Here is a 21,567-nt window from a genome sequence, read left to right as displayed (position 1 = left end):
TGGGAAGAAAGGTCATGTCCGGCGAGAGAGCAGATCCTCTGCGGGCATGGAACAAGTACAAGCCCCATCCATTTCCGATTGGTCACACCCGGAACAACGCCGTGTTTCGAGGGCCTCACAGTGTTGACGTGGCGTTACGCGGATAGTGTGGAGGTCGAACCACCCATCCACTCCGAACTTGACGAGGAACTCGATGATCGGCGCCGTCACCGGCTTGTTGTACGCGTTGTCCCTGGTCGTAGGCATCTGGGTGCTCGCGAAGCTCGCCATGAACCGACCGGTCCTGCTCAAGAACAAGTCCGATCGAGCCCTGTTCTGGACCATCGCTGCCACCGAGGCCGTCGTCGCGCTGCAGGCCGTCATCGGATTCGTCATGATGTTCACCTCGGATCGAGACATACACCGGCTGACGTTCGGGTCCTACCTCGTCGGACTGCTGTTTCTGCTTCCGCTCGGGACGTGGTGGTCCCTTGGCGACCGCTCCCGCGGCGGCACCGCGGTACTGCTCGTTGCCGTCCTCACCCTCGCGGCCATGGTGCTGCGCCTGAGCCAGATCTGGGCCGGATATGCCTGACAACCTCCAGCAAGCAACGCGCACCGGATTCGGGCGCTTCCTGATCGCCGTCTACGCCGTGTTCGCCGTCGCGGCGACAGCACGCTCGATCGTTCAGCTCGCCACTCGATTCGACGACGCCCCGATCGCGTATCTGCTGTCGGCTTTCGCGGCGGTGGTCTACATCGTGGCCACGGTAGGACTGGCCCGAGCAACCGAGGCATCCCGACGCGTGGTGACGGTGTCCTGCATCATCGAACTCGTCGGAGTCGTCGGCATCGGTGCCCTCAGCTACATCCAGCCCCAGGACTTCCCGGAGCCGACGGTGTGGTCGCACTTCGGATCGGGCTACGTCTTCATCCCGGTAGTGCTCCCCATCGCGGGACTGTGGTGGTTGCGAAAGACTCGGCAGCGGTAGGGGTCTTCCGCAATTTTTGCTCCACTCGGACGGGTCGCACGCGGGGAATCTCTCGATCGAGGCCTTGAGTGGAGCATCCCATGCAGTCTCCAGCCCCGCACCGAAACATCGATGCGGGGCTGGAAGAGGTTGTCGTGCAGCTACTTCAGCAGGTACCTGTCAGCTCAACGCCGCCAGGTTCGCAACGGATTTCTTGACATCGGTGTCCAGCGCCCGCGCCACCACCGATCCCACCGGACCGAACAGCACACCCCCGCCGAACTTCGCGTCGAGTGTCAGCTCCGAACCACCCTCGGCCTCACGCACATGGACCGTCAGCGAGATCCGCACCCCGCCCTTGCCGCGGCCGGACATCTCGATCAACTTCGGCTCTTCGTACTCCGTGAAGGTCCAGTTGATCGTGTTCTTGAAGCCCTTGACCTTGACCAGCGACTCCACCTCGGTGCCCTTGCCGACCTTCTTCGGCGGTGGGCTGCACCATCCACCGTGAATGGTCATCCACTCGTCGAACCGATCGAGCGCGGAAGCTTTGTCCCACGCGCCCTGCGGATTTTCGGGCATCTGTACCGAGACACTGATCGTCGCCATGTATTCGAGCCTGTCACAACTCCCCCGCATCTTCAGACGGCGGCCGTTAACCTATGACGATGGCCACGCTCGAGATCGAGGGTCGGAAGGTCTCCGTCACCAACCTCGACAAAGTGCTGTTCCCCGAAACCGGCACCACCAAGGGCAACATCATCGAGTACTACGTTGCCATCGCACCCGCCATGCTCCCGCACCTCGTCGGCCGAGCCGTGACCCGTAAGCGCTGGCCCAACGGCGTCGACCAGTCGTCGTTCTTCGAGAAGAACCTCGCTGCGTCTGCCCCCGACTGGCTCGATCGACGTTCGATGCAGCATTCCGACCGCGTCGTCACCTACCCACTGTTCTCCACCGCAGCCGATCTCGCGTGGCTCGGCCAGCAGGCGGCCATCGAAGCGCATGTGCCACAGTGGCGATTCGACGGCAACGATCCCGGCCCCGCCACCCGCATGGTCTTCGACCTCGATCCCGGTGACGACGTGGATCTCGCCCGGTGCGCCGAAGTCGCCTGCGAGATAAGGGATCTGATCGGCGATATCGGGATGACCGCGTATCCGGTCACCAGCGGCAGCAAGGGAATTCACCTGTACGTCCCGCTGGAGAAACCGCTGTCGACCTCGGGGGCCTCCACCGTCGCCAAACGTGTTGCCACGCTGCTGGAAGAGCGCTCTCCGGACCGGGTGACGGCAACGATGGCGAAGGCAAAGCGAACCGGTCGAGTGTTCGTCGACTGGAGCCAGAACAACGGCAAGAAGACGACGGTCGCCCCGTACTCGCTACGCGGGCGAACCCTACCCACCGTCGCAGCACCACGCACGTGGGACGAGCTGGAAGCGACGGGCCTGCAACAGCTTCGGTTCGAGGAGGTGCTCGAGCGATTCCGTGACCTGGGCGATCTACTGGCAGAACTGGACCCCACCATGGAGTCGGCACCCGAAAGTAGCGCTACCACCGACAAACTCGTCAAGTACCGCAGCATGCGCAGCGCCGACAAGACTCCCGAGCCGATACCGACCACCACCGAGCCGCAGGGCAACAACGACACCTTCGTCATTCAAGAACATCATGCCCGACGGCTGCACTACGACTTCCGACTCGAACACGACGGCGTCCTGGTGTCGTGGGCCGTTCCGAAGAACATCCCGGTCGACCCGCAGCAGAATCGACTGGCGGTACACACCGAGGACCACCCGCTCGAATACGCGACATTCTCCGGACGAATACCCAAGGGCGAGTACGGCGGCGGCGACGTCACGATCTGGGACAGCGGAACCTACGAACTCGAGAAGTGGCGAGACGACGAAGTCATCGTCGTCCTGCACGGACAGAAGGCGCGCGGGCGGTTCGCGCTGATCCGCACCAAGGGCAGCCAGTGGTTGATGCACCTGATGAAAGACGCACCCGACAAGCCCGAGCCCAAGAACATCTCACCGATGCTCGCCACCGCAGGCGACATCCGCGATCTTCCGAACGACGAGTGGTCGTTCGAGGGCAAGTGGGACGGGTTCCGCATCGTCGCCGAACTGACGCACGGCTCGATGACGCTGCGCACGCGAAGCGGTAACGACTACACCGAGAAATTCGGTGCACTCCAATCGTTCGCCGACGACCTTGCCGAGCACGACGCCGTCGTCGACGGGGAAGTCGTCGTGTTCGACGACAGCGGTGTCAGCAGCTTCGAGAAACTGCAGAACGCGACCCGTGACGAGATCCGATTCATCGCGTTCGATCTGCTTCACCTCGACGGCACGTCACTGCTGCGCAAGAAGTACTCGGATCGACGACGGTTGCTCGAACTTCTCACCACCGGACTCGACTCCGTGCTGGTGCCACCACGACTGACGGGGACCGCTGCGGATGCCATCGCCGAAAGCAGAGAGCGGGGCTGGGAAGGTGTCGTCGCCAAACGCACCGACTCCGTCTACCAACCCGGCAAGCGCGCCCACACCTGGATCAAGTTCAAGAACTGGCGCACCCAGGAAGTCGTCATCGGTGGGTGGCGTCGGGGACAGGGTCGCCGTTCCGGCGGGTTCGGATCGTTACTGATGGGCATCCCCGACGGGGAGCGACTGCGCTACGTGGGACGCGTCGGAACCGGGTTCGACGATCGTGCGCTCGATACGCTCGGTGCCCTCCTGGCCCCTCTCGAGGCGTCGGACAGTCCCTTCTCCTCGGTGTTGCCCCCGGCCGATCGGAACGGAGCGGTGTGGGTCGAGCCTGTACTCGTCGGCGAGGTCCGGTTCTACGAGGCCACGGAATCCGGCCATCTGCGGCATCCGAGCTGGCGCGGTCTGCGCCCGGACAAGGAACCGAAGGCGGTGCGTCAGGAATGACAAGAATGCCCTCGGTCGAATACTTGATTTCTACCGAAGAAACGAGCATAGGTAACGTTCGGTTGCCATAAAATGAGCGGATGCGTACCGTGGCGCACATCGTTTCCGGGGGAGCGTAACAAGTCACGAGTCGTCAGCTATAACGGTTTGCGGGCCGGCTCTATGGGGGCTTGCCAGATCACCGCAGCGCTCGTCGCTTCGGTTCAGGCACGGAGGGGTTTACCACATGCGGGTTCTCAAGTTGGCAGGTGCTGTCAGCATGACGGCGGTTGCTGTCCTGTGTTCGTCACTCGTCGGCGCAGGTCAGGCAGTTGCAGCGCCGTTGTATCCGACGCCTATCGCCGACGGCTTCTACTCTCCGCCTGTGGATCTCGATGCGCTCGCACCGGGCGATGTGATCTCGAGCCGTCCGATGCCCCCGCCCCCCGGATTCTTCGGCGTCGACGTGTGGCAGCTGAATTTCCGCTCCACCAATTCGGCCGGCGATCCCATCGCCGCAATCAATACCGTGTTGGTTCCGCAAAACAAAGCACCCAACGGGCCGGTGCTTTCCTACCAACACATCATCAATGCTCTCGGTCTCGAATGTGCACCTTCACAAGCGCTGTGGACGAACGACCCCAATCTCCAGATTCGTGAAGCACCCGCACTGAATGCAGTACTGCAGCGCGGCTGGACCGTCGTCATCGCCGATCACCTCGGACCCAACAGCGCCTACGGTGCCGCCAGGCTCGGCGGACAGATCGTGCTGGACAGCATTCGCGCCACTCAGCGCTTCGATCCCATCCAGGTTCAGCAGAGCCCGGTCGCGTTGGCCGGCTACTCCGGTGGCGGAATGGCGACAGCATGGGCAGCTGCGCTTCAGAACGACTACGCACCCGAGCTGAACATCGTCGGCAGCGCGAACGGTGGTGCTCCGATGAACCTCGAGCGCATGGCCCGAGATCTCGGTTTCGCCCCGCACCCCATGTTCGGTCTGGCGTTCGCTGCCGCGCTCGGAATCGAGCGCGAGTACCCCACCCGCATCCCGATCAGCTCTCAGCTCAACCCGCTCGGCAAGCAGATCGAGAGCCAGATCCAGAACGGGTGCACCAACGACATCATCGCGGCAGGCGCAGGCAAGAGCGCCATGGAGGTCGCTGGCACGCTGGACCTGATCAGCAGCCCGGAAGCGATCGCCGCCGTCAACGACAACAGCGTCGAGCTGTACCCCGGCGTACCGAAAGCACCGTACTTCGAGTGGCACAGCCCCTCCGATGCGTTGATCCCGGTCAGCGCCATCGACAACACGATTGCCCGGTACTGCCGCGCCGGAGTACTGGTGACCGAGGTAAAGGTGCCCAGCAACGATCACCTGACTGCTGCAGTGCTCGGCCTTCCGCAGGCACTCGAATGGATCGACCAGCGATTCGCCGGTGTACCGGCGACGTCCACCTGCTGATCGGGACGTCCGACCCCGGCACATGATCGACGCTTCGATGGGTCGGTTAGGCTAACCTCGCTAAGTTCCGTTGCGAGGAGACCCCGTGAAGAAGTCCGTCCAGCTCGTCGTCGCCGGTGCCTCGGTTCTGGCGCTGGCCGTCGGCTGCTCGTCCACCGACGAGCCCGAACCCACCGGTAACTCCGGGAGCGCCGACGGATTTCCGGTCACCGTCGATCACCGATTCGGTGAGACGGTCATCGACACCGAGCCCACCCGCGTCGTGACGATCGGGTTCAACGAGCAGGACTTCGCCCTCGCGCTCGGCGTCAAGCCCGTCGCGACCCGCGGCAACCTCAGCTACGACTACCGGCAGCGCCCATGGGCCCAGGAAGCGTTGGGCGGTACCGAGATTCCCGAGGTCGGCAGCACCGATCTCAACCTCGAACAGATCGCGGCGCAGGCACCCGACCTGATTCTCGGCCCGTACTCCTTCATCAACCAGGGCCAGTACGACCAGCTCTCCGGGATGGCCCCGACGATCGCCGACATCGGCGGCTATGACAACGTTCCGGCCGCGACGTGGCAGCAGGAGTTCGCCGTCGTCGGCGAAGCACTCGGCAAGCAGCAAGAAGCACAGGACCGGACGGCCACGCTCGAGCAGAAGTTCGCCGACACCGAGGCCGAGAATCCTCAGTTCACCGGCAAGTCACTGTCTCTCGCGTTCGTCATGGACGACGGCAGCTACCTACTGCTCGGCAGGGACGACATCCGCGCTCTGTTCTTCACCGACCTCGGCTTCGAGATTCCCGACGCCTCCGAGACCATCAGTCCCGAGAACCTCGACCGACTCGACACCGACGTCCTTGTCATCGCCGGCCAGAGCCGCGAGCAGCTAGAGGCCAACCCGATCATCGCCGCACTCGACGTCGTCGAGCAGGATCGAACCGTCTACATCGGCTCGTTCAGCACCGATCTGCCCTCGGCCCTGGGATATTCGAGTCCGCTCTCCCTGGACTACGCCATCGACGGATTCACCCCGATGCTCGCAGCGGCGACCGACGACGACCCGTCCACGGTGGTTCCGGACGCTTAACCGGATTGTGCGAACTGCGTCCGATGCAGTTCCTCGTAACGACCTCCCGCGGCGAGGAGCTCGTCATGCGTACCTCGCTCGGCGACTCGCCCGTCCTCGATCACCAGGATCACATCGGCTACCCTGATGGTCGAGAGCCGGTGCGCGATGACCACCGACGTCTTTCCTTCCAACGCCTCGGCCAACGCAGCCTGCACGGCGGCCTCGGACGTCGAATCCAGTGAAGCCGTGGCCTCGTCGAGAATGACGACTCGTGGTTGCGCGATCAGCAACCGCGCGATCGTCAGGCGCTGACGCTCACCGCCGGAGAGTCGGTACCCTCGCTCGCCGACGACGGTGTCCAGGCCGTCGGGCAGCGATCGCACGAGGTCGGCCAGCCGCGCCCTCGACAGCGCATCCCACAGTTCGTCGTCGGTTGCCTCGGGCCGAGGCAACAACAGATTCGACCGGATGCTCTCGTGGAACAGATGACCGTCCTGGGTCACCATTCCCACTGTGCCGCGGACGGATTCGGCCGTCAGGTCTCGCACGTCGACGCCTCCGAGTCGAACCGCACCGCCGTCGACGTCGTACAGCCGTGCGATCAACTGTGCGATCGTGGACTTGCCCGCACCGGACGTACCGACCAGCGCGACCATCTGACCGGGTTCGGCTCGGAACGAGACGCCGTGCAGCACTTCCTCTCCCCCTCGTGAATCCAGGGTCGCGACCTCCTCGAGGGAGGCGAGCGAGACCTTGTCCGCAGACGGGTACGCGAACCGAACGTCGTCGAGCTCGACGGCCACCGGCCCCGGCGGCAGAGTCTGGGCGTCCGGCTTGTCTGCGATGAGTGGAACCAGATCGAGAACCTCGAAGACCCGCTCGAAGCTGACCAGTGCGCTCATGATCTCCACCCGAGCACTTGCCAGCGCAGTCAGCGGGGAATACAGGCGAGCCAGCAGAAGAGACAGCGCCACAACCGAACCCGGGTCGAGCGTCCCCCGCAGGGCGTAGAAGCCGCCGAGCCCGTACACCACGGCCAGGGCCAGTGCCGAGACGAGAGTCAGCGCCGTCACGAACACCGTCTGCACCATGGCGCTGCGTACACCGATGTCTCGGACGCGCTTGGCGCGCACCGCGAACTCGACCGATTCCTGTTCGGGATGACCGAACAGTTTCACCAGTGTTGCTCCCGGTGCCGAGAATCGTTCGGTCATCTGCGTACTCATCGCCGAATTGTGAGCTGCCGCTTCACGTTGCAACCGCGCGAGGCGTCGACCCATCCGGCGAGCGGGAAGCACGAACACCGGAAGCAGAATCAATGCCAGAAGCGTGATCTGCCAGGAGATCCCGATCATCACCACCAGGGTCAGCACCAACGTCACCAGGTTGCTGACGACCCCGGACAGCGTGGTGCTGAATGCGCGCTGCGCGCCGATGACGTCGTTGTTGAGTCGACTCACCAGCGCACCGGTGCGGGTTCGGGTGAAGAATGCGACCGGCATGCGCTGCACGTGATCGAACACCGCGGTCCGCAGATCCAGGATCAAACTCTCGCCGATGTTCGACGAGAGCCACCGATTGATCAGACCGACCACGGCGTCCACCAGAGCGATGGCCGCGATCGCCACGGCGAGCCACACCACCACTCGTAGCTCGCGCCCGTCGACGATGGCGTTGACCACCCGGCCGGCCAACACCGGCGTGGCCACGGCGAGAACGGCCAGGGCCACGCTGAGCACCAGGAACCCACCGAGGGCACGGCGATGCGGCGCAGCGAACCTCAGGATCCTGCGGGCCGTCACCTTCGAGAACGACGACTGAGTGTCCGGCCTGTTCATCGTGCGATACATCTGGTTCCAGGCGGTCATCTCCATGCTCATGTCATCAACCTCATGTCACCAACGTAGAACCTCGACATAGGTCGAGGTCAAGTGCGGATCCCCTTACCGACCTCGACTGCACCGAACTCACGCCGCCACGGTTGCGGCCGTCGGCTCGAGGGCGAGCGCAATGATGTCGGCGACGTCGGTCATCGGGCGAACATCCAACGCCTCCAACACCTCTGCGGGCACATCGTCCAGATCCGGTTCGTTGCGCGCCGGTATGAACACCGTCTTCAGGCCCGCACGCTGCGCAGCCAGCAACTTCTGCTTCACCCCGCCGATCGGCAGCACCCGACCGTTCAGCGTGACCTCACCGGTCATGCCGACATCCGAGCGCACCGGCCGTCCGGTGGCCATCGACACCAGGGCCGTCACCATCGTCACACCCGCCGACGGACCGTCCTTCGGCACCGCGCCCGCCGGAACGTGCACGTGGATGCTGCGGTCGAGAGATTCCTGCGTGACGCCGAATCGTGCTGCGTGCGAGCGCACGTAGGACAGTGCGATCTGCGCGGACTCCTTCATCACGTCGCCGAGTTGACCGGTGAGCTTGAGACCCGGATCGCCTTCGGTCGACGCAGCCTCGATGAACAATACGTCGCCGCCGAGTCCGGTGACCGCCAGACCCGTTGCCACACCAGGCACTTCGGTGCGCTCGTGCGCCTCGGGGGTGAAGCGCGGACGACCGAGGTAGGTCACCAGGTCCGGCTCGTCGATGGACAGAACCTCGGTTGTGCCCACCAACTTCGTCGCGACCTTGCGCAAGGCCTTGGCCAGCAGGCGTTCGAGCTGGCGCACTCCCGGCTCACGGGTGTACTCGGCCGCGATGGTGCGGAGCGCGGCGTCGGTGACCGTCACCTCCTCGGATGTGATTGCCGCCCTGTCCATCTGACGGGGGAGCAAGTAGTTCCGGGCGATGACGACCTTGTCGTCCTCGGTGTAGCCGTCGATGGTCACCAGTTCCATCCGGTCGAGCAACGGGCCGGGAATCTGGTCGATCACGTTGGCGGTGGCGAGGAACACCACGTCGGACAGGTCGAGATCCAGATCGAGGTAGTGATCACGGAACGTGTGATTCTGCGCCGGGTCGAGCACCTCGAGCAGAGCGGCGCTGGGGTCGCCGCGATAGTCCGAGCCGACCTTGTCGATCTCGTCCAGCAGGACAACGGGATTCATCGATCCCGCCTCACCGATGGCCCGCACGATCCGACCCGGCAATGCACCGACGTACGTACGACGGTGCCCACGGATCTCGGCCTCGTCGCGGACGCCACCGAGAGCGACGCGCACGAACTTTCGACCGAGCGCACGGGCCACCGACTCGCCGAGCGAGGTCTTGCCGACTCCGGGCGGGCCCGCGAGCACCATGACGGCACCGGACCCACGCCCACCGACCGACTGCAGACCACGTTCGGAGCGACGCGCCCGGACGGCCAGGTACTCGACGATTCGATCCTTCACGTCGTCGAGGCCGTGGTGGTCGGCGTCGAGAACCGCACGTGCAGAATCGATGTCGTTGTTGTCGGTGGTGGTGTTGTTCCACGGCAGATCGAGCACGGTGTCGAGCCAGGTGCGGATCCAGCCAGACTCGGGGCTCTGATCGCTGGCCCGTTCCAGTTTGCCGACCTCACGCAGCGCCTGTTCGCGCACCTTCTCGGGCAGGTCCGCAGCCTCGACACGGCCGCGGTAGTCGTCGGCACCGTCGGGCTCGTCCTCGCCGAGTTCCTTGCGGATGGCCGCCAACTGCTGCCGGAGCAGAAATTCCTTCTGGGTCTTCTCCATGCCCTCGCGGACATCGCCGGAGATCTTGTCGTTGACCTCGACTTCGGCGAGATGGGCCCTGGTCCACTCGATGAAGGACGTCAGACGCGTTGCCACGTCCGGTGTTTCGAGAAGGTCCCGCTTCTGCACGTCGGTGAGATACGACGCGTAGCCGGCGGTATCGGCGATCGCGCCCGGGTCGGTGAGCTTGTTGACCGAGTCGATCACCTGCCATGCGTCGCGACGTTGCAACATCGCCACCACGAGCTGCTTGTATTCGGCAGCAAGGGCTTTGAGGTCATCGCCTGCGGCCTCGTCCGGTACGGGTTCGGCTTCCACCCAGAGGGCAGCGCCGGGTCCGCTGACGCCGTGGCCTATGTGGGCGCGGCGGCCGGCCTTGATGACCGCGGCCGGACGGCCGTCGGCCAGGCGTCCCATCTGCACGATCGTGGCGAGGACGCCGTACGCGGCATAGCGGTCTTCGAGACGCGGCGCGACGAGCAACGTGTCATCGTTGCTCGCCTTCGCCGCGTCGACGGCGGCGCGCGCAGCCTCGTCGAGCTCGACGGGCACCACCATTCCGGGCAGGACGATCGGGTCGGTCAGAAAAAGCACGGGGACACGAACGGTTTCGGTCACTTCTCCTCCAAAAGATTGAGCTATTGGGGCTCAACTTCGAAAGCAGTAGTGATGTTCCCTTCGGTGTCCACTGTTCTCCGTGGGCAGAACGCCGACCGTCCAGACCTGCTACTTCAGCGCGCTGACCAGCTTCTCGGCGAGAGGACGCGTCGACGCCGGGTTCTGACCCGTGTACAGGTTGCGGTCGACGACGACGTTCGGTGCCCACGCATCGACGGAATCGAACTTCGCGCCGTTCTCGCGCAGCCGGGTCTCGAGCAGCCACGGAGCCTTCTCGGCGAGACCGGCCTGGGTCTCTTCCTCGTCGGTGAATCCGGTGAGCTCGTACCCGTCGAATGCCCAGGTTCCGTCACTGCGGACGGCAGGAAGAAGAGCGGCCGGTGCGTGGCACACCGCGGACACCACCTTGTTCGAGTCGAGGAAGTCGACAACCAGTGCACCGAAGCTCTCGGAGACGGCGAGGTCTTCCATCGGTCCGTGACCGCCGGGAACGAAGACGACGTCGAAGTCCGACGCCTTCTGCTCCTCGAGCTTTGCGGGCGAGGACAGGATCGACTCGATAGAGGCGAGGTAGCTCTTCTGATCCGCCACCTTCTCTTCGTCGCCGCCGTTGGCATCGACCGCGAGGCTGCCCTGGTCGACGACCGGAGCCTTGCCGCCCGGCGTGGCGACCGTGATGTCCCAGCCTGCGTCGACGAACGTGCGATGGGACTCGACGAGCTCCTCGGCCCAGTATCCGGTGGGGTGCTTACTTCCGTCGTTCAAGGTCCAGTGATCGGCAGCGGTTACCGCAAACAGCAGTGTAGTCATGCCCCGGGGAATGCCACGAAGACCCACGATCGAAACACCCGGTCGATCACAGCTCGCCCATCGAACCGATCACCACGACGGCGTCGAACATCTCGGACTCGCTGATACTGGCTGCGAATCCCGCCTCGACCACGGTCTGCAGCGTCGAATGCATCAGTGCTGCACTGGTTTCGACGAGGAGATGCCCGCCTGGGGCCAGCCATTCCGGCGCGCCGACGGCGACGCGACGATGAATCCCGGCACCGTCCGTACCGCCGTCGAGCGCGATGTGCGGCTCGTGGATCCGCGCCTCTCTCGGCATCAGCCCGATGTCGCCGGTCGGGACGTAGGGAGCGTTGACGACGATCGCGTCGAATCTGCCGTGCAGTTCCGGCGGTAGTGCGTCGTACAGGTCACCGCCGTGCACGTGACCGACCGGCACCGCGCCCCCGTCGGCATCGAGGTTGCGCCTGGCACACGCGACCGCCGCGGCGTCGATATCGGCGGCGTGCAATTCCATGACGCCACCGACCGACAGCCCTATTGCTCCAGATCCACAACACAGATCCAACAGCACCGAAGGACGCAGCGCTGCAGCACATTCGACGAGAAACTCGGTGCGGCGTCGCGGAACGAACACGCCCGGTTCGACGGCGATGCGTCGACCACAGAACCACACCCACCCGACAACGTGCTCGAGCGGTTCGCCGGCGATGCGGCGTGTGAGCATCTCTTGCAGCTGGGCCGGAGTGGACGCGGACTCGGCGAGGATCTCTGCTTCCTCCTCGGCGAATACACACCCGGCAGCGCGCAGCGAGGTCACCACCGCGTCGTACTCGAGTTCCGCCATGGACGGCCTCCTGAAATGCCGTGCGCCCAGCTGCTTCGTCGAAACACTGTAGCCCGGTATGTCGCAGGAGAGGAGAGTCCGATAAACGTGGATTCCACGGCCCATCGGATCTGCTCGGCCCTGGTAGGCACGCACGACGATGAAGTTTCGAGGCAGAACCGGCAGGTCGGCGTTGACGCAACCGAGTCACTGAGTCTGAGACTTGGGGCATTCAACCCAGCGATCGACCGGTCTGCTCCAGTGCTGCCTGGATGACTGCCAGCGATTTCGGACCGACACCGTGCAGTGTCTCTAGCTCGGCCGCGGGCACCCCGGCGAGATCGTCCAGGCACCGGTATCCCGCCGCGCGGAGTGCCCTAGACGCGGGATTTCCGGTGCCCTTCGGAAACTCCGCATGTTCGTCGGCTTCTGCTCTGCTCACGGGCAAAGTCTAAAACAGACCGGTAGCCTGGCGGCGTGCCCGAAACCAAGCAGAGACGCGTTGTCATCACCGGTGCGAACACCGGTATCGGCTACTACACCGCCTTGGAGTTGGCGAAGCGAGGCGACCACGTGACGCTCGCGTGCCGCAACAAGGACAAGGCCGATGCCGCCGCGGCCAAAATTTCGGCGGAGGCACCCAACGGAACCGTCGACACCGCCACCCTGAATCTCGCCGACCTGGCCTCGGTTCGTGAGTACGCCGCGTCGGCACCGGAGTCGATCGACGTGCTGATCAACAACGCCGGCGTCATGATGCCTGCGTTGCGAACCGAGACGGCGGACGGGTTCGAGCTCCAGCTCGGCACCAATCACCTCGGCCACTTCGCCCTGACCGGCCTGCTGTTCCCCAAGCTCGCTGCGGACGCCAAGATCACCACCATCGCTTCCGTCGCGCACCGGCAGGGCCCCAAGCTCGATTTCGACAATCTCCAGCTCGAACGTGGGTACAACCCCCAGCGTGGATACGCGAACTCCAAGCTCGCGAACATCCTGTTCGCGCTCGAACTCCAGCGCCGGATCGACAAGGCCGGACTGAAGATCACCAGCAATGCCGCGCACCCCGGAATCTCGGCCACCGAGCTGTACTCGAGCCCAGACGGTTTGGGCAGCAACAAGATCCTGTCCACTCTCGCTCCGATCGGACTGAAGTTCTTTTCGCAATCCGCCAGTGCCGGAGCACGTCCCACGCTCTACGCGGTCGACGTTGCGGGTGGCGGCACGTACAGCGGCCCCAAGTCCTTGTTCGAGACGCGCGGTAAGCCGGGCCCGGCGAGCATGACCAAGACCGCACAGGACCCCGCTCTTGCTGCGAAGCTGTGGGACGCCAGCGAGAAGTTGACCGGAGTCGGCTACCCGTTCTGACGGGGAATCGTCACAGGGCGGGCGCGGGCAATGCTAGTCCGCGCTCGCTCATGACGGTGCGCAATCGGTCGGGGTAATCGGTGATCAGGCCGTCGACGCCCAGATCCATCAGCGCGCGCATGGTGTCGGGATCGTCGACGGTCCACGGGATCACTCGTATTCCGCGCTCGTGCGCGGAGTCCACCATGTCCTGGGTGACGTAGAGCTCGAAGTCGGGGTCGCCGACCTTCCCGCTCTGCGGGGTCCCCTGCACGGGTGAGTACGCCGACGCTCCGAACGAATCGATCGCGGCAATCGCATCTCCACCGAAATCGTCGACGTCGATTCCGCCCAGCCAGGGAGAAGCACCGTCCTGGCCCACCTGCAGGAAGTCACCGTTGGTCAGCGCCACCACAGGCACCTCGGGTTCGGCGTCGCGGACCAATTTCAGTGCGCCCCAATCGAAACTCTGCACGGTGACCCGGTCCAGCATGTCTGCGTCGCGGATGGTCGCCAGAACCGTGTCGACGAACTGCTCGCGCGGAGCAGTTTCGGTGGGGCTGCCCGCCTCGACCTTGGTTTCGACGTTCAGCTTCACATCCGGCGCTTCGGCCGACTTCACCAGATCCAACACCTCGGTGAGGGTCGGCATCCGAGCGCCGGGCACGCGTCGTTGCTCCGGGTAGTCCGTGAGAGGTAGGGCTCCGCAGTCGAGAGTGCGAATCTGCGCGAGTGTCAGTGTGTTCACGAACTTCCCGACGTACGGAAACTCGGAGTCCCCCGGTGTGAGCGCACCGGTATCGACGCACTTGCTGTCCGAGACCTTGCGGTCGTGGGTGACGATCGCGATGCCGTCCTCGGTGATCTGAGTATCCAATTCGAGGGTGCTCACCCCGAGTTGCAGTGCGTTGGTGAACGATTCGATGGTGCTCTCGGTAACCAAGCCGAGTCCGCCGCGGTGCGCCTGCAGATCGAACGAGCCGAGCGGGGTCGGGTCCGCTGCCGTGTCCGTTCCGCACCCCGTCAACACCGCGAGGGGAACGCACACCAGAGGCAGGAATCGACCGAATCGCATGCTCGACGAGGCTACGGAGGGTCGGTGTCCACCCGGGTCCCTCGCAGTGAACTCCCGGTACCCTGCAGGTAGACGGAGATCGGTATTCGCAGCGTTGCAACATTTTTCGATGTGCGGCGGCCGAACACCACGTCGGCGATCAAGCCCTCGCAGAGCGAGACCAGGCCACCTCCATGAGCCGGCTCGTCGAACAACTCCCGCGCCCTGTCGAGCGAGAAGAACGATCTAGCCAGCACATCCCGAACATCCTGCGCAACAGCAGGATCGAGCATCAAAGCGTAGCGGGCCCGAAGCTCGATCATTCGATGAGTGAGCGCATCGTGGAGATAGCGCGCGACGACCGTGGCGACATCGCTCTCGTCGCCGGCTGTTTCCATGAACGACGCATGCGAACGCTCGACGAGGCGGGCGGCCACTGCAGCCAACAGATCGGACTTGGTGCGAAAGTAGTAGGACGTCGACCCTGCCGGGTAGTCGAGCGCCGAATCGATCGCCCGATGCGTCAGTGCCCGCAGGCCGTCGCGGGCGATGACTTCGAGCGCCGTATCTGCGATGGCGGTTCGGCGATCCATGAGCGTGACCCTACACACCCACTCTACAAAAGTAGAGGATCGCGGCGTACGGTTCGATCATGAGGCCGAGCGCACCGCGAGACACGTTCGAAGCCGACTTCACCCTCGACGACGCGCAAGCCGCAGCCGCCGACGCGCTCTCGACCCCCGGTGCCGTCGGCGTCTACCTGTGGGGTCCGGTCGGCCGCGGCAAGACCTGGCTGCTCGACGCCTACTTCGCCGGGGCCGAGACCACAGCGAAGAAGCGCGTCCACTTCCATAGCTTCTTTCGCGACCTGCACGCTGCGTACTTCCGTCACGGCTTCTCGATCGACGCTGCCATCGACGACGTCCTCTCGACGGGCGACACCGGAGTGCAGGCCGAACTGCTGTGCTTCGATGAGTTCCACGTCCACGACATCGACAACGCCCGGCTCATCACGCGCATGCTCGACGCCCTCTTCGCCCGCGAGGTCGCTCTGGTCGTCACCTCCAACTACGCCCCCGACGACCTGCTGCCCAATCCGCTGTACCACCCAACCTTCGTTCCGACGATCGAGAAGCTGAAGAGGAATCTCGAGGTGATCTGCGTCGACGGTCCCGTCGACTACCGCGCCGCCGGCACCAGTGGGTCGCGATTCGCGTCGGGAAGTTGGATCCTCGAGTCTGGCATCGACGGTCGGACGTTTGCCGATCTCTGCTGCGCCGCTCGCTCGACGGGCGATTACCTTCGACTGTTCGAGGAGACAGCCAGCTTGACCGTCACCGAGGTGCCCCCGCTGTCGACTGTCGACGAGTTCGCCGCGCAGCGGTTCGCGAATCTCGTGGACGTCGCCTACGACCGTGATGTGCGGGTCGACTTCCACGCCCTCGTCCCGCTGGATGAATTCGCCGTCGGATGTTCGGGTCTCGACACCGATCGATTGGTCAGCAGGCTCAGTGAGTTGGGCCCTACATCGACTCGAGCACCGTTCGATTTCCGCCGTTCGCCTTCGCCCGGTACATGAGGGAGTCCGCCGCGCGCGTGACATCGTTGACCACGTCGACCCCTGATGTCCACGCGTCGGAATCAGGAGTGATCACGACTGCGCCTGCGCTCACTGTCACCGGTATCGGATCCGAGCAATCCGTCAGAGTGCCACTCACCTCGAGTACCAGTTCACACAGTTGTTCTGCCTCGCCGACGAGGACGGCCACGAACTCCTCGCCCCCGGTTCTCGCCACCACGCCCGACTTCCCGAGGTGACCGTGGAGACGGTCGGCAACGAGCACGATGACGGCATCACCCTGGTCGTGACCGTAGCGATCGTTGACGCTCTTGAACCGATCGATGTCGACCAGAACGAGAACGAATGCCAACCGCTCGCCGCGAGCGACCGACCACAGATCCTCGATGGCGTTCTGCAGTCCGCGTCTGTTCTTCATCCGTGTCAGCGGATCGATCTCGGATTGCCGTGCATCCTCGCACACCAGCGACCAGGCGATCTGGGCGAAGATCGGGACACCCGACGTCGCACCTCCGGCGACGAGGACTGCGGCGATCGCATCCCACGGACCCCACAATCCCTGTACGTACGCGGCCGCCCCGATGTAGACGATCACCAGATTGGCGAACACGAGGTGCGCTACGAGCAGCCTCGGTCCGAGAAAGAAGGTGCACATCGACCCCGTCAGCGCGAAGAGGAACGTGCCGATCAGCGCCGACGTGGGTACATCGAGAAGAATCACCGACGCCAGACCGACATCGCCGAATACCAGGAAAGTCACCACCTGCCACTTGCGGTCCGGCAGCGGCCCGAACAGCAGATACACGATGGCGGCGCACTGCAGAACCAGGATGAAGATCACGTAGGCAACCGGACCCGATCCGGTCGGCCCGTTCGGTGAGGCCAGCATCAGCATCGACACGGCGGCGTACAGCGCCACACAGCTCGCGAACACGACTCGGATCAATCGGTGCAGCGGACGAGTCGACTTGTGCACGAAAATCCAGTCGAAATCGTGCGGAGCAGCGAACCAATGGCGGATGACCTGAGCCGCACTGGGTTGCGGACCGAGCGGTGGAACGGTGATGCTCGAGATCGATCTCGGCGACGAGACGGTGGTCGACCGTTTGCGGTGGCGACTACGTGTCTCGCCGTGTACCCGCCCCGAACGTGGTCGTAGGGACGCATTCGTTCGCTCGCCGTGGCGCGATGCGGGCAATCGAGAGTCTTCGTGCATGTGGCTCCCCTTGTGAAACGAACTGCCCAGGTGCGAAAGCGTACCGATCATCGTTTCGGCTCGCCCGAAATCTCCTGATCCGGTCTCGCCCAGCCTGCGTAGCGCTCGACGGTCGCTTGCCCAACCGGTGTGGACACCTGTGCTCCACACACAAAGGGAGACACCCACTACTGACGGCGGTCGGGGGCGACAGCAGTAGCGGGTGTCTCATTGGACATTCGCAGCACCTCGCAAGGCGGATGGGTACCGGATGAGAAATTCTTTCGAAGTTTTTCGTCGACCCGAGGCATAGCCTGTGACCATGCCTTTCACAGCAGCGAATCACTACGACTTCACCGGCGACGACATCACCGGGACCCTCGATGCCCATCGATCCGCAGGCGTCTGGGCGGCGCAACTCGTTCTGAGCGGACAGACGCTCGAGTCCACCGATGTCACTCGATCCGACCTGGGTTTCGAGGTTCGCACCGTCGTCGAAAATCTGTCGGACGGCAACCGGACCCACCTGCTGGTCGTACTGCCACGCGTCACCATCGACTCCGACGACGGCCAACCGGCCACCTTCACCTCGTATGCGGTGCTGTACACGGTCCACGGTGGATCGACCGAGGTGCACGGTGCGGCCGAGTCCTACGACGTGCGGCTGCTCAGCGGAACCGCGTTGCACGTATGACCATCGAGATTCTCACCCCACGCGAGGTTCCCCTCGGCGGTCCTCGCGCCTTGAAGGTCCGGCGCACGCTCCCCCAGCGACAGCGTTCATTGATCGGCGCGTGGTGCTTCGCCGACCACTACGGCCCCGACACGTCGTCGATGGACGTGCCGCCGCATCCGCACACCGGACTCCAGACCGTCAGCTGGCTGTTCTCCGGCGAGATCGAGCATCGCGACAGCGTCGGATCGCATGCCATGGTGCGTCCTGGAGAGCTCAATCTGATGACGGCCGGCTACGGCATCAGTCACTCCGAAACCTCCACCCCGGAGACCGAAATTCTGCACGGCATGCAACTGTGGGTGGCACTTCCGGCTCGCTCTCGTTTCACCGAGCCGGCTTTCGAGCACTACGTGCCGCGGACTCACACGAGCCAGGGGCTGACGGCTCGAGTGTTTCTCGGCTCACTGCTCGGCGAGACCTCGCCGGTGGCCACGTTCACCCCACTCCTCGGAGCCGAGATCGTGCTCGACGCCGGAGCCCGCGTCACCCTCGACGTCGACCCGACGTTCGAACACGGCGTCATCGTCGATCAGGGCACCGTGACGATGGACGAGACCGTCCTCGCCGCAGCCGAACTCGGTTATCGCGAACCGGGCGATTCGACGCTCGATCTGCACAATCCGACCCGAGAGCCGGTGCGGATGCTGCTGCTCGGTGGACCGCCGTTCGGGGAGCAGATCGTCATGTGGTGGAACTTCGTCGGCCGCAGCCACGAGGACGTCGTCGAGTACCGGGCCGCCTACGAGCGCGGCAGCGAGCAGTTCGGCACCGTCGAGGGCTATCCGGGATCTCGACTGCACGCACCTGCGCTACCCAACAGTCGGATGCAACCGCGCGGCTGAATTGTCCTGCTGTGCAGCACGAGCCGTGGGCAGTACGCGTTTGATGACGTCGGTGAGCGTGACGATGCCGAGGAACTGTCCGTCGGTCTCGACAACCGCGAGCTGAACGCTGCGGTTGCGCATCTGCCGTAGCAACTCGTACACCGGTGTCGATCCGTCGACCGAGTAGGCCTCCCGTGCGTAGTCGGCGGCGGGTTCCTCGGCGGCTGCCAGCAACGTGTCGCGCACGTGCACGACACCGGGCGTCGCGCCTGCGCTGTCGGTGAGCAGTACCCGCAGGTGACCGGACCGCAGCGCCGCGGCCTGCACGTCGGACACCGTGGCACCGTGCGGAACCGACGTCGCCTTGGAGTCGGGCACCGTGATCTTCTCGACGGTCAGCGTCTCGAGTTCGATCACCCGGGTGATCTGGGTTTGCAGTTCCGGTTCCAGTACGCCGACCTGCGACGAGTACTCGACGAGGTTGCGGATGGTCTCGGCGTCGCGGCCGCCGACCGCAGCGTTCTCGACCGGCTCCACTCCCGACCGTTGGACGAGCGTGTTGGCGATCTTGTTGACCCACACCAGGAACAGCCGGAAGGGGCGGATGAACGCCCGAGACGGCAACCCGATGATGGTGGCAGCGAGTTCGGGGTGTGCGATGGCCCAGGATTTCGGGGCCATCTCACCGATCACCAGATGCAGAAACGTCACGAGCAACAGCGACAGCGCGAACGCGGCGGTTCCGGCCAACCATCCCGGCACACCCCACGAGGTGAACACCGGGCCCAGCCAGGAATCGACGGCAGGCTTGGTGACGGCACCGAGAGCGAAGGTGCAGGCAGTGATGCCGAGCTGCGCGCCTGCCAGCATGATCGTCAACTCGTTCATTCCGCGCAGCGCGGCCCGAACCGATCGGCTCGTGCCTGCCTTCTCCTCCAGTCGATGCCTACGGGCACCGAGCAGCGCGAACTCGATGACGACGAAGAACGCACTCAGCGCGATGAGCAGTACCGTCACCGCGACGACGACCCACGCGTTCATCGCTCCGCGTCCTCGTCCGACTCCGACGACGCCTCGCTGCCGTCCGGCGAGTTCTCGTGCAGTCTGATTCTCAGCTCACTCGGCACGTGCCGGTCCACCTCGAGCACCTCGACTTCCAGGGACGGACGCGGCGGTTCGTCTTCCATCAGATCGGCTCCGAACACCGCGAGATCGATACGAACGGTGTCTCCGACCTCGGGCAGATTCCCGCCCTCCGCGATGAGCAGGCCTGCGAGCGTCTCGTAATCGCCTCGCGGCAACAGCATGTCGCGACCGATCGTGCGTTCGACCTCGTCGACGTGGACGTCGCCGTCCATGAGCCACACTCCGTCTTCCTGATCGTGCACGCCTGCGATGTCCTCGTCGTCGTGCTCGTCGGTGATCTCGCCGACCAATTCCTCGGCGAGATCCTCGATGGTGAGCACCCCGGCGAATCCGCCGTACTCGTCGATGACGCACGCCAGTTCGTTCTTGGTGCTGGACAACAACTCCAGGGCATCTTCGAGTGGCATGAGCTCCGGCACGATCAGCGGTGCCCGCATGATCTCGGTGACCGGCCGCGTGTCGTCGGGCGCAGCGGCCATCACCTCGGCCAGCTGCACCACACCGATCGGCTCCTCACGGTCGCCGATCACCGGATACCGGGTGTGCGCACGCACCATCCGCGCCCGCATCTCACCGATGGCAGTGGTGGGCGTGACCGCATCCACCCGAGTGCGAGGAATCATCGCGTGTGCGACATCGCGCTCGGGAAAGTCCAGGATGCGATCGAGCAGCAACGAGAGGTCCTCGGTCAGATCCCCGCTCGCGCGGGAGTCTTCGATGATGCTCTCCAGATCCTTCGCGGTGGCGCTGCTGTCCACGTCGTGCACCGGCTCGACTCGCAGCAGACGCAACATCGCGTTGGAGGATTTGTCGAAGAAGGTGATCAGCCAACCGAAGGCGGCCAGGTAGATGAGCGTCGAGCGGGCAAGGCGTCGGGACAGCGGATCGGGACTGGCGATGGCGAGATTCTTCGGATACAGCTCGCCGAAGATCATCTGCACGACGGTCGCGAGCACGAGAGCGCCAACCGTGCCGATGGAAATGCCCACCGCGATGGGCACTCCGGCACTGCTGAGCAGCTCGCCCAGCGATTCTCCGATGAACGGCTCGGCCACGTATCCGACCATCAGACCGGTGACAGTGATACCCAACTGCGCGCCCGACAGCATGAACGACGTGCGCTTGGTGACCTTCAGTGCCCGCTCGGCCGACGCGTCGCCCTTCTCGGCACCGGTACGCAATGTCGCCCGGTCGACGGACATGTAAGCGAACTCCTGGGCGACGAAGTACCCGTTGGCCGCGATGATCGCGGCGGTGAGCACGAAGCCGAGGAGCAAGGAAAGCAGCGCGGTGATCACCATGCGATCACGCGAGAACGAACGGCCGGAGCAGCGGCCACGGGTGGCCGAAAGAAGTCTATGGAGTGCACAGTGCGCTCGACGCCTCCGGTGTCAGAGAATC

At 64.4% G+C, this 21,567-nt stretch carries 20 protein-coding genes; 9 read left to right on the top strand and 11 right to left on the bottom strand.

Annotated features, from left to right (window positions below):
• Positions 1-193: 193 nt before the first annotated feature.
• Together AB0362_RS18415 and AB0362_RS18410 are read left to right on the top strand one after the other, a co-directional pair.
• Entirely contained in the window at positions 194-574 is a 381-nt protein-coding gene (locus AB0362_RS18415) for a hypothetical protein (RefSeq protein ID WP_149406867.1), read from the top strand.
• A complete protein-coding gene (locus tag AB0362_RS18410; RefSeq protein WP_149406866.1) occupies positions 567-971 on the top strand; it encodes a hypothetical protein in 405 nt (134 codons plus the stop codon). The genes AB0362_RS18415 and AB0362_RS18410 overlap by 8 nt, the downstream gene beginning before the upstream one ends.
• Before the next feature lie 159 nt (positions 972-1,130).
• Here AB0362_RS18410 and AB0362_RS18405 read toward each other — a convergent pair whose 3' ends face one another.
• On the bottom strand, positions 1,131-1,559 hold the full coding sequence (locus AB0362_RS18405) for an SRPBCC family protein (RefSeq protein ID WP_179272040.1): 429 nt from the start codon (positions 1,557-1,559) through the stop codon (positions 1,131-1,133).
• Positions 1,560-1,618: 59 nt separating this feature from the next.
• Here AB0362_RS18405 and AB0362_RS18400 point away from each other — a divergent pair, with 59 nt between their 5' ends.
• From AB0362_RS18400 to AB0362_RS18390, 3 genes are all read left to right on the top strand, one after another.
• On the top strand, positions 1,619-3,889 hold the full coding sequence (locus tag AB0362_RS18400; RefSeq protein WP_149406865.1) for an ATP-dependent DNA ligase: 2,271 nt from the start codon (positions 1,619-1,621) through the stop codon (positions 3,887-3,889).
• Between the two features lie 226 nt (positions 3,890-4,115).
• Positions 4,116-5,330 carry a lipase family protein gene (locus tag AB0362_RS18395; RefSeq protein ID WP_068048673.1) on the top strand — a complete coding sequence of 405 codons (1,215 nt, stop codon included), beginning with the start codon at positions 4,116-4,118 and terminating at the stop codon, positions 5,328-5,330.
• Positions 5,331-5,415: 85 nt separating this feature from the next.
• Complete coding sequence (locus tag AB0362_RS18390; protein WP_317533507.1) at positions 5,416-6,405, top strand: iron-siderophore ABC transporter substrate-binding protein; 990 nt, start codon at positions 5,416-5,418, stop codon at positions 6,403-6,405.
• Here the strand turns inward: AB0362_RS18390 and AB0362_RS18385 are convergent.
• The 5 genes from AB0362_RS18385 to AB0362_RS18365 all read right to left on the bottom strand — a co-directional run bounded on the left by AB0362_RS18385 (position 6,402) and on the right by AB0362_RS18365 (position 12,730).
• Positions 6,402-8,267 carry an ABC transporter ATP-binding protein gene (locus AB0362_RS18385; RefSeq protein WP_366236018.1) on the bottom strand — a complete coding sequence of 622 codons (1,866 nt, stop codon included), beginning with the start codon at positions 8,265-8,267 and terminating at the stop codon, positions 6,402-6,404. The genes AB0362_RS18390 and AB0362_RS18385 overlap by 4 nt on opposite strands.
• 87 nt (positions 8,268-8,354) lie before the next feature.
• Entirely contained in the window at positions 8,355-10,670 is a 2,316-nt protein-coding gene (lon, locus tag AB0362_RS18380) for an endopeptidase La (protein ID WP_317549226.1), read from the bottom strand.
• A 108-nt stretch (positions 10,671-10,778) separates the two neighbouring features.
• Positions 10,779-11,480: a type 1 glutamine amidotransferase domain-containing protein gene (locus tag AB0362_RS18375; protein WP_149406861.1), complete on the bottom strand. Its 702-nt coding sequence runs from the start codon at positions 11,478-11,480 to the stop codon at positions 10,779-10,781.
• A gap of 46 nt (positions 11,481-11,526) precedes the next feature.
• On the bottom strand, positions 11,527-12,309 hold the full coding sequence (locus AB0362_RS18370; RefSeq protein ID WP_317549225.1) for a putative protein N(5)-glutamine methyltransferase: 783 nt from the start codon (positions 12,307-12,309) through the stop codon (positions 11,527-11,529).
• Positions 12,310-12,520: 211 nt separating this feature from the next.
• Positions 12,521-12,730 (bottom strand): DNA-binding protein, encoded by a 210-nt coding sequence (locus AB0362_RS18365; protein WP_269595683.1) that lies wholly within the window; start codon positions 12,728-12,730, stop codon positions 12,521-12,523.
• 35 nt (positions 12,731-12,765) lie between these two features.
• Between AB0362_RS18365 and AB0362_RS18360 the strand changes: the two genes are divergently transcribed.
• On the top strand, positions 12,766-13,653 hold the full coding sequence (locus AB0362_RS18360) for an oxidoreductase (protein ID WP_317549224.1): 888 nt from the start codon (positions 12,766-12,768) through the stop codon (positions 13,651-13,653).
• A 10-nt stretch (positions 13,654-13,663) separates the two neighbouring features.
• Here the strand turns inward: AB0362_RS18360 and AB0362_RS18355 are convergent, their stop codons facing one another.
• A complete protein-coding gene (locus AB0362_RS18355; RefSeq protein ID WP_317549223.1) occupies positions 13,664-14,707 on the bottom strand; it encodes a glycerophosphodiester phosphodiesterase family protein in 1,044 nt (347 codons plus the stop codon).
• Positions 14,708-14,718: 11 nt separating this feature from the next.
• On the bottom strand, positions 14,719-15,279 hold the full coding sequence (locus tag AB0362_RS18350; protein WP_317549222.1) for a TetR family transcriptional regulator: 561 nt from the start codon (positions 15,277-15,279) through the stop codon (positions 14,719-14,721).
• A 59-nt stretch (positions 15,280-15,338) separates the two neighbouring features.
• Between AB0362_RS18350 and zapE the strand changes: the two genes are divergently transcribed.
• Positions 15,339-16,265 (top strand): cell division protein ZapE, encoded by a 927-nt coding sequence (gene zapE, locus AB0362_RS18345; RefSeq protein ID WP_317549221.1) that lies wholly within the window; start codon positions 15,339-15,341, stop codon positions 16,263-16,265.
• On the opposite strand, the gene AB0362_RS18340 is transcribed toward zapE, so the two are convergent.
• Positions 16,210-17,241: a GGDEF domain-containing protein gene (locus tag AB0362_RS18340; protein ID WP_366236017.1), complete on the bottom strand. Its 1,032-nt coding sequence runs from the start codon at positions 17,239-17,241 to the stop codon at positions 16,210-16,212. The genes zapE and AB0362_RS18340 overlap by 56 nt on opposite strands.
• A gap of 541 nt (positions 17,242-17,782) precedes the next feature.
• Here AB0362_RS18340 and AB0362_RS18335 point away from each other — a divergent pair.
• A complete protein-coding gene (locus tag AB0362_RS18335; RefSeq protein WP_317549219.1) occupies positions 17,783-18,154 on the top strand; it encodes a hypothetical protein in 372 nt (123 codons plus the stop codon).
• Positions 18,151-19,038, top strand: a complete 888-nt coding sequence (locus AB0362_RS18330; RefSeq protein WP_317549218.1) for a pirin family protein — start codon at positions 18,151-18,153, stop codon at positions 19,036-19,038. The genes AB0362_RS18335 and AB0362_RS18330 overlap by 4 nt, the downstream gene beginning before the upstream one ends.
• Here the strand turns inward: AB0362_RS18330 and AB0362_RS18325 are convergent.
• Together AB0362_RS18325 and AB0362_RS18320 are read right to left on the bottom strand one after the other, a co-directional pair.
• The gene (locus AB0362_RS18325; RefSeq protein ID WP_149406853.1) at positions 19,006-20,061 is read right to left on the bottom strand and encodes a hemolysin family protein; all 1,056 of its coding nucleotides are present in this window, start codon (positions 20,059-20,061) and stop codon (positions 19,006-19,008) included. The genes AB0362_RS18330 and AB0362_RS18325 overlap by 33 nt on opposite strands.
• The gene (locus tag AB0362_RS18320; protein WP_223145655.1) at positions 20,058-21,467 is read right to left on the bottom strand and encodes a hemolysin family protein; all 1,410 of its coding nucleotides are present in this window, start codon (positions 21,465-21,467) and stop codon (positions 20,058-20,060) included. The genes AB0362_RS18325 and AB0362_RS18320 overlap by 4 nt, the downstream gene beginning before the upstream one ends.
• Positions 21,468-21,567 lie beyond the last annotated feature (100 nt).

Origin of the sequence: Rhodococcus sp. NPDC079359 (genome assembly GCF_040702585.1) — a bacterium.
Classification (GTDB): Bacteria; Actinomycetota; Actinomycetes; order Mycobacteriales; family Mycobacteriaceae; genus Rhodococcoides.
The sequence above is the reverse complement of the archived record's forward strand: the minus strand, read 5'-3'. Positions and strand labels throughout refer to the sequence as shown.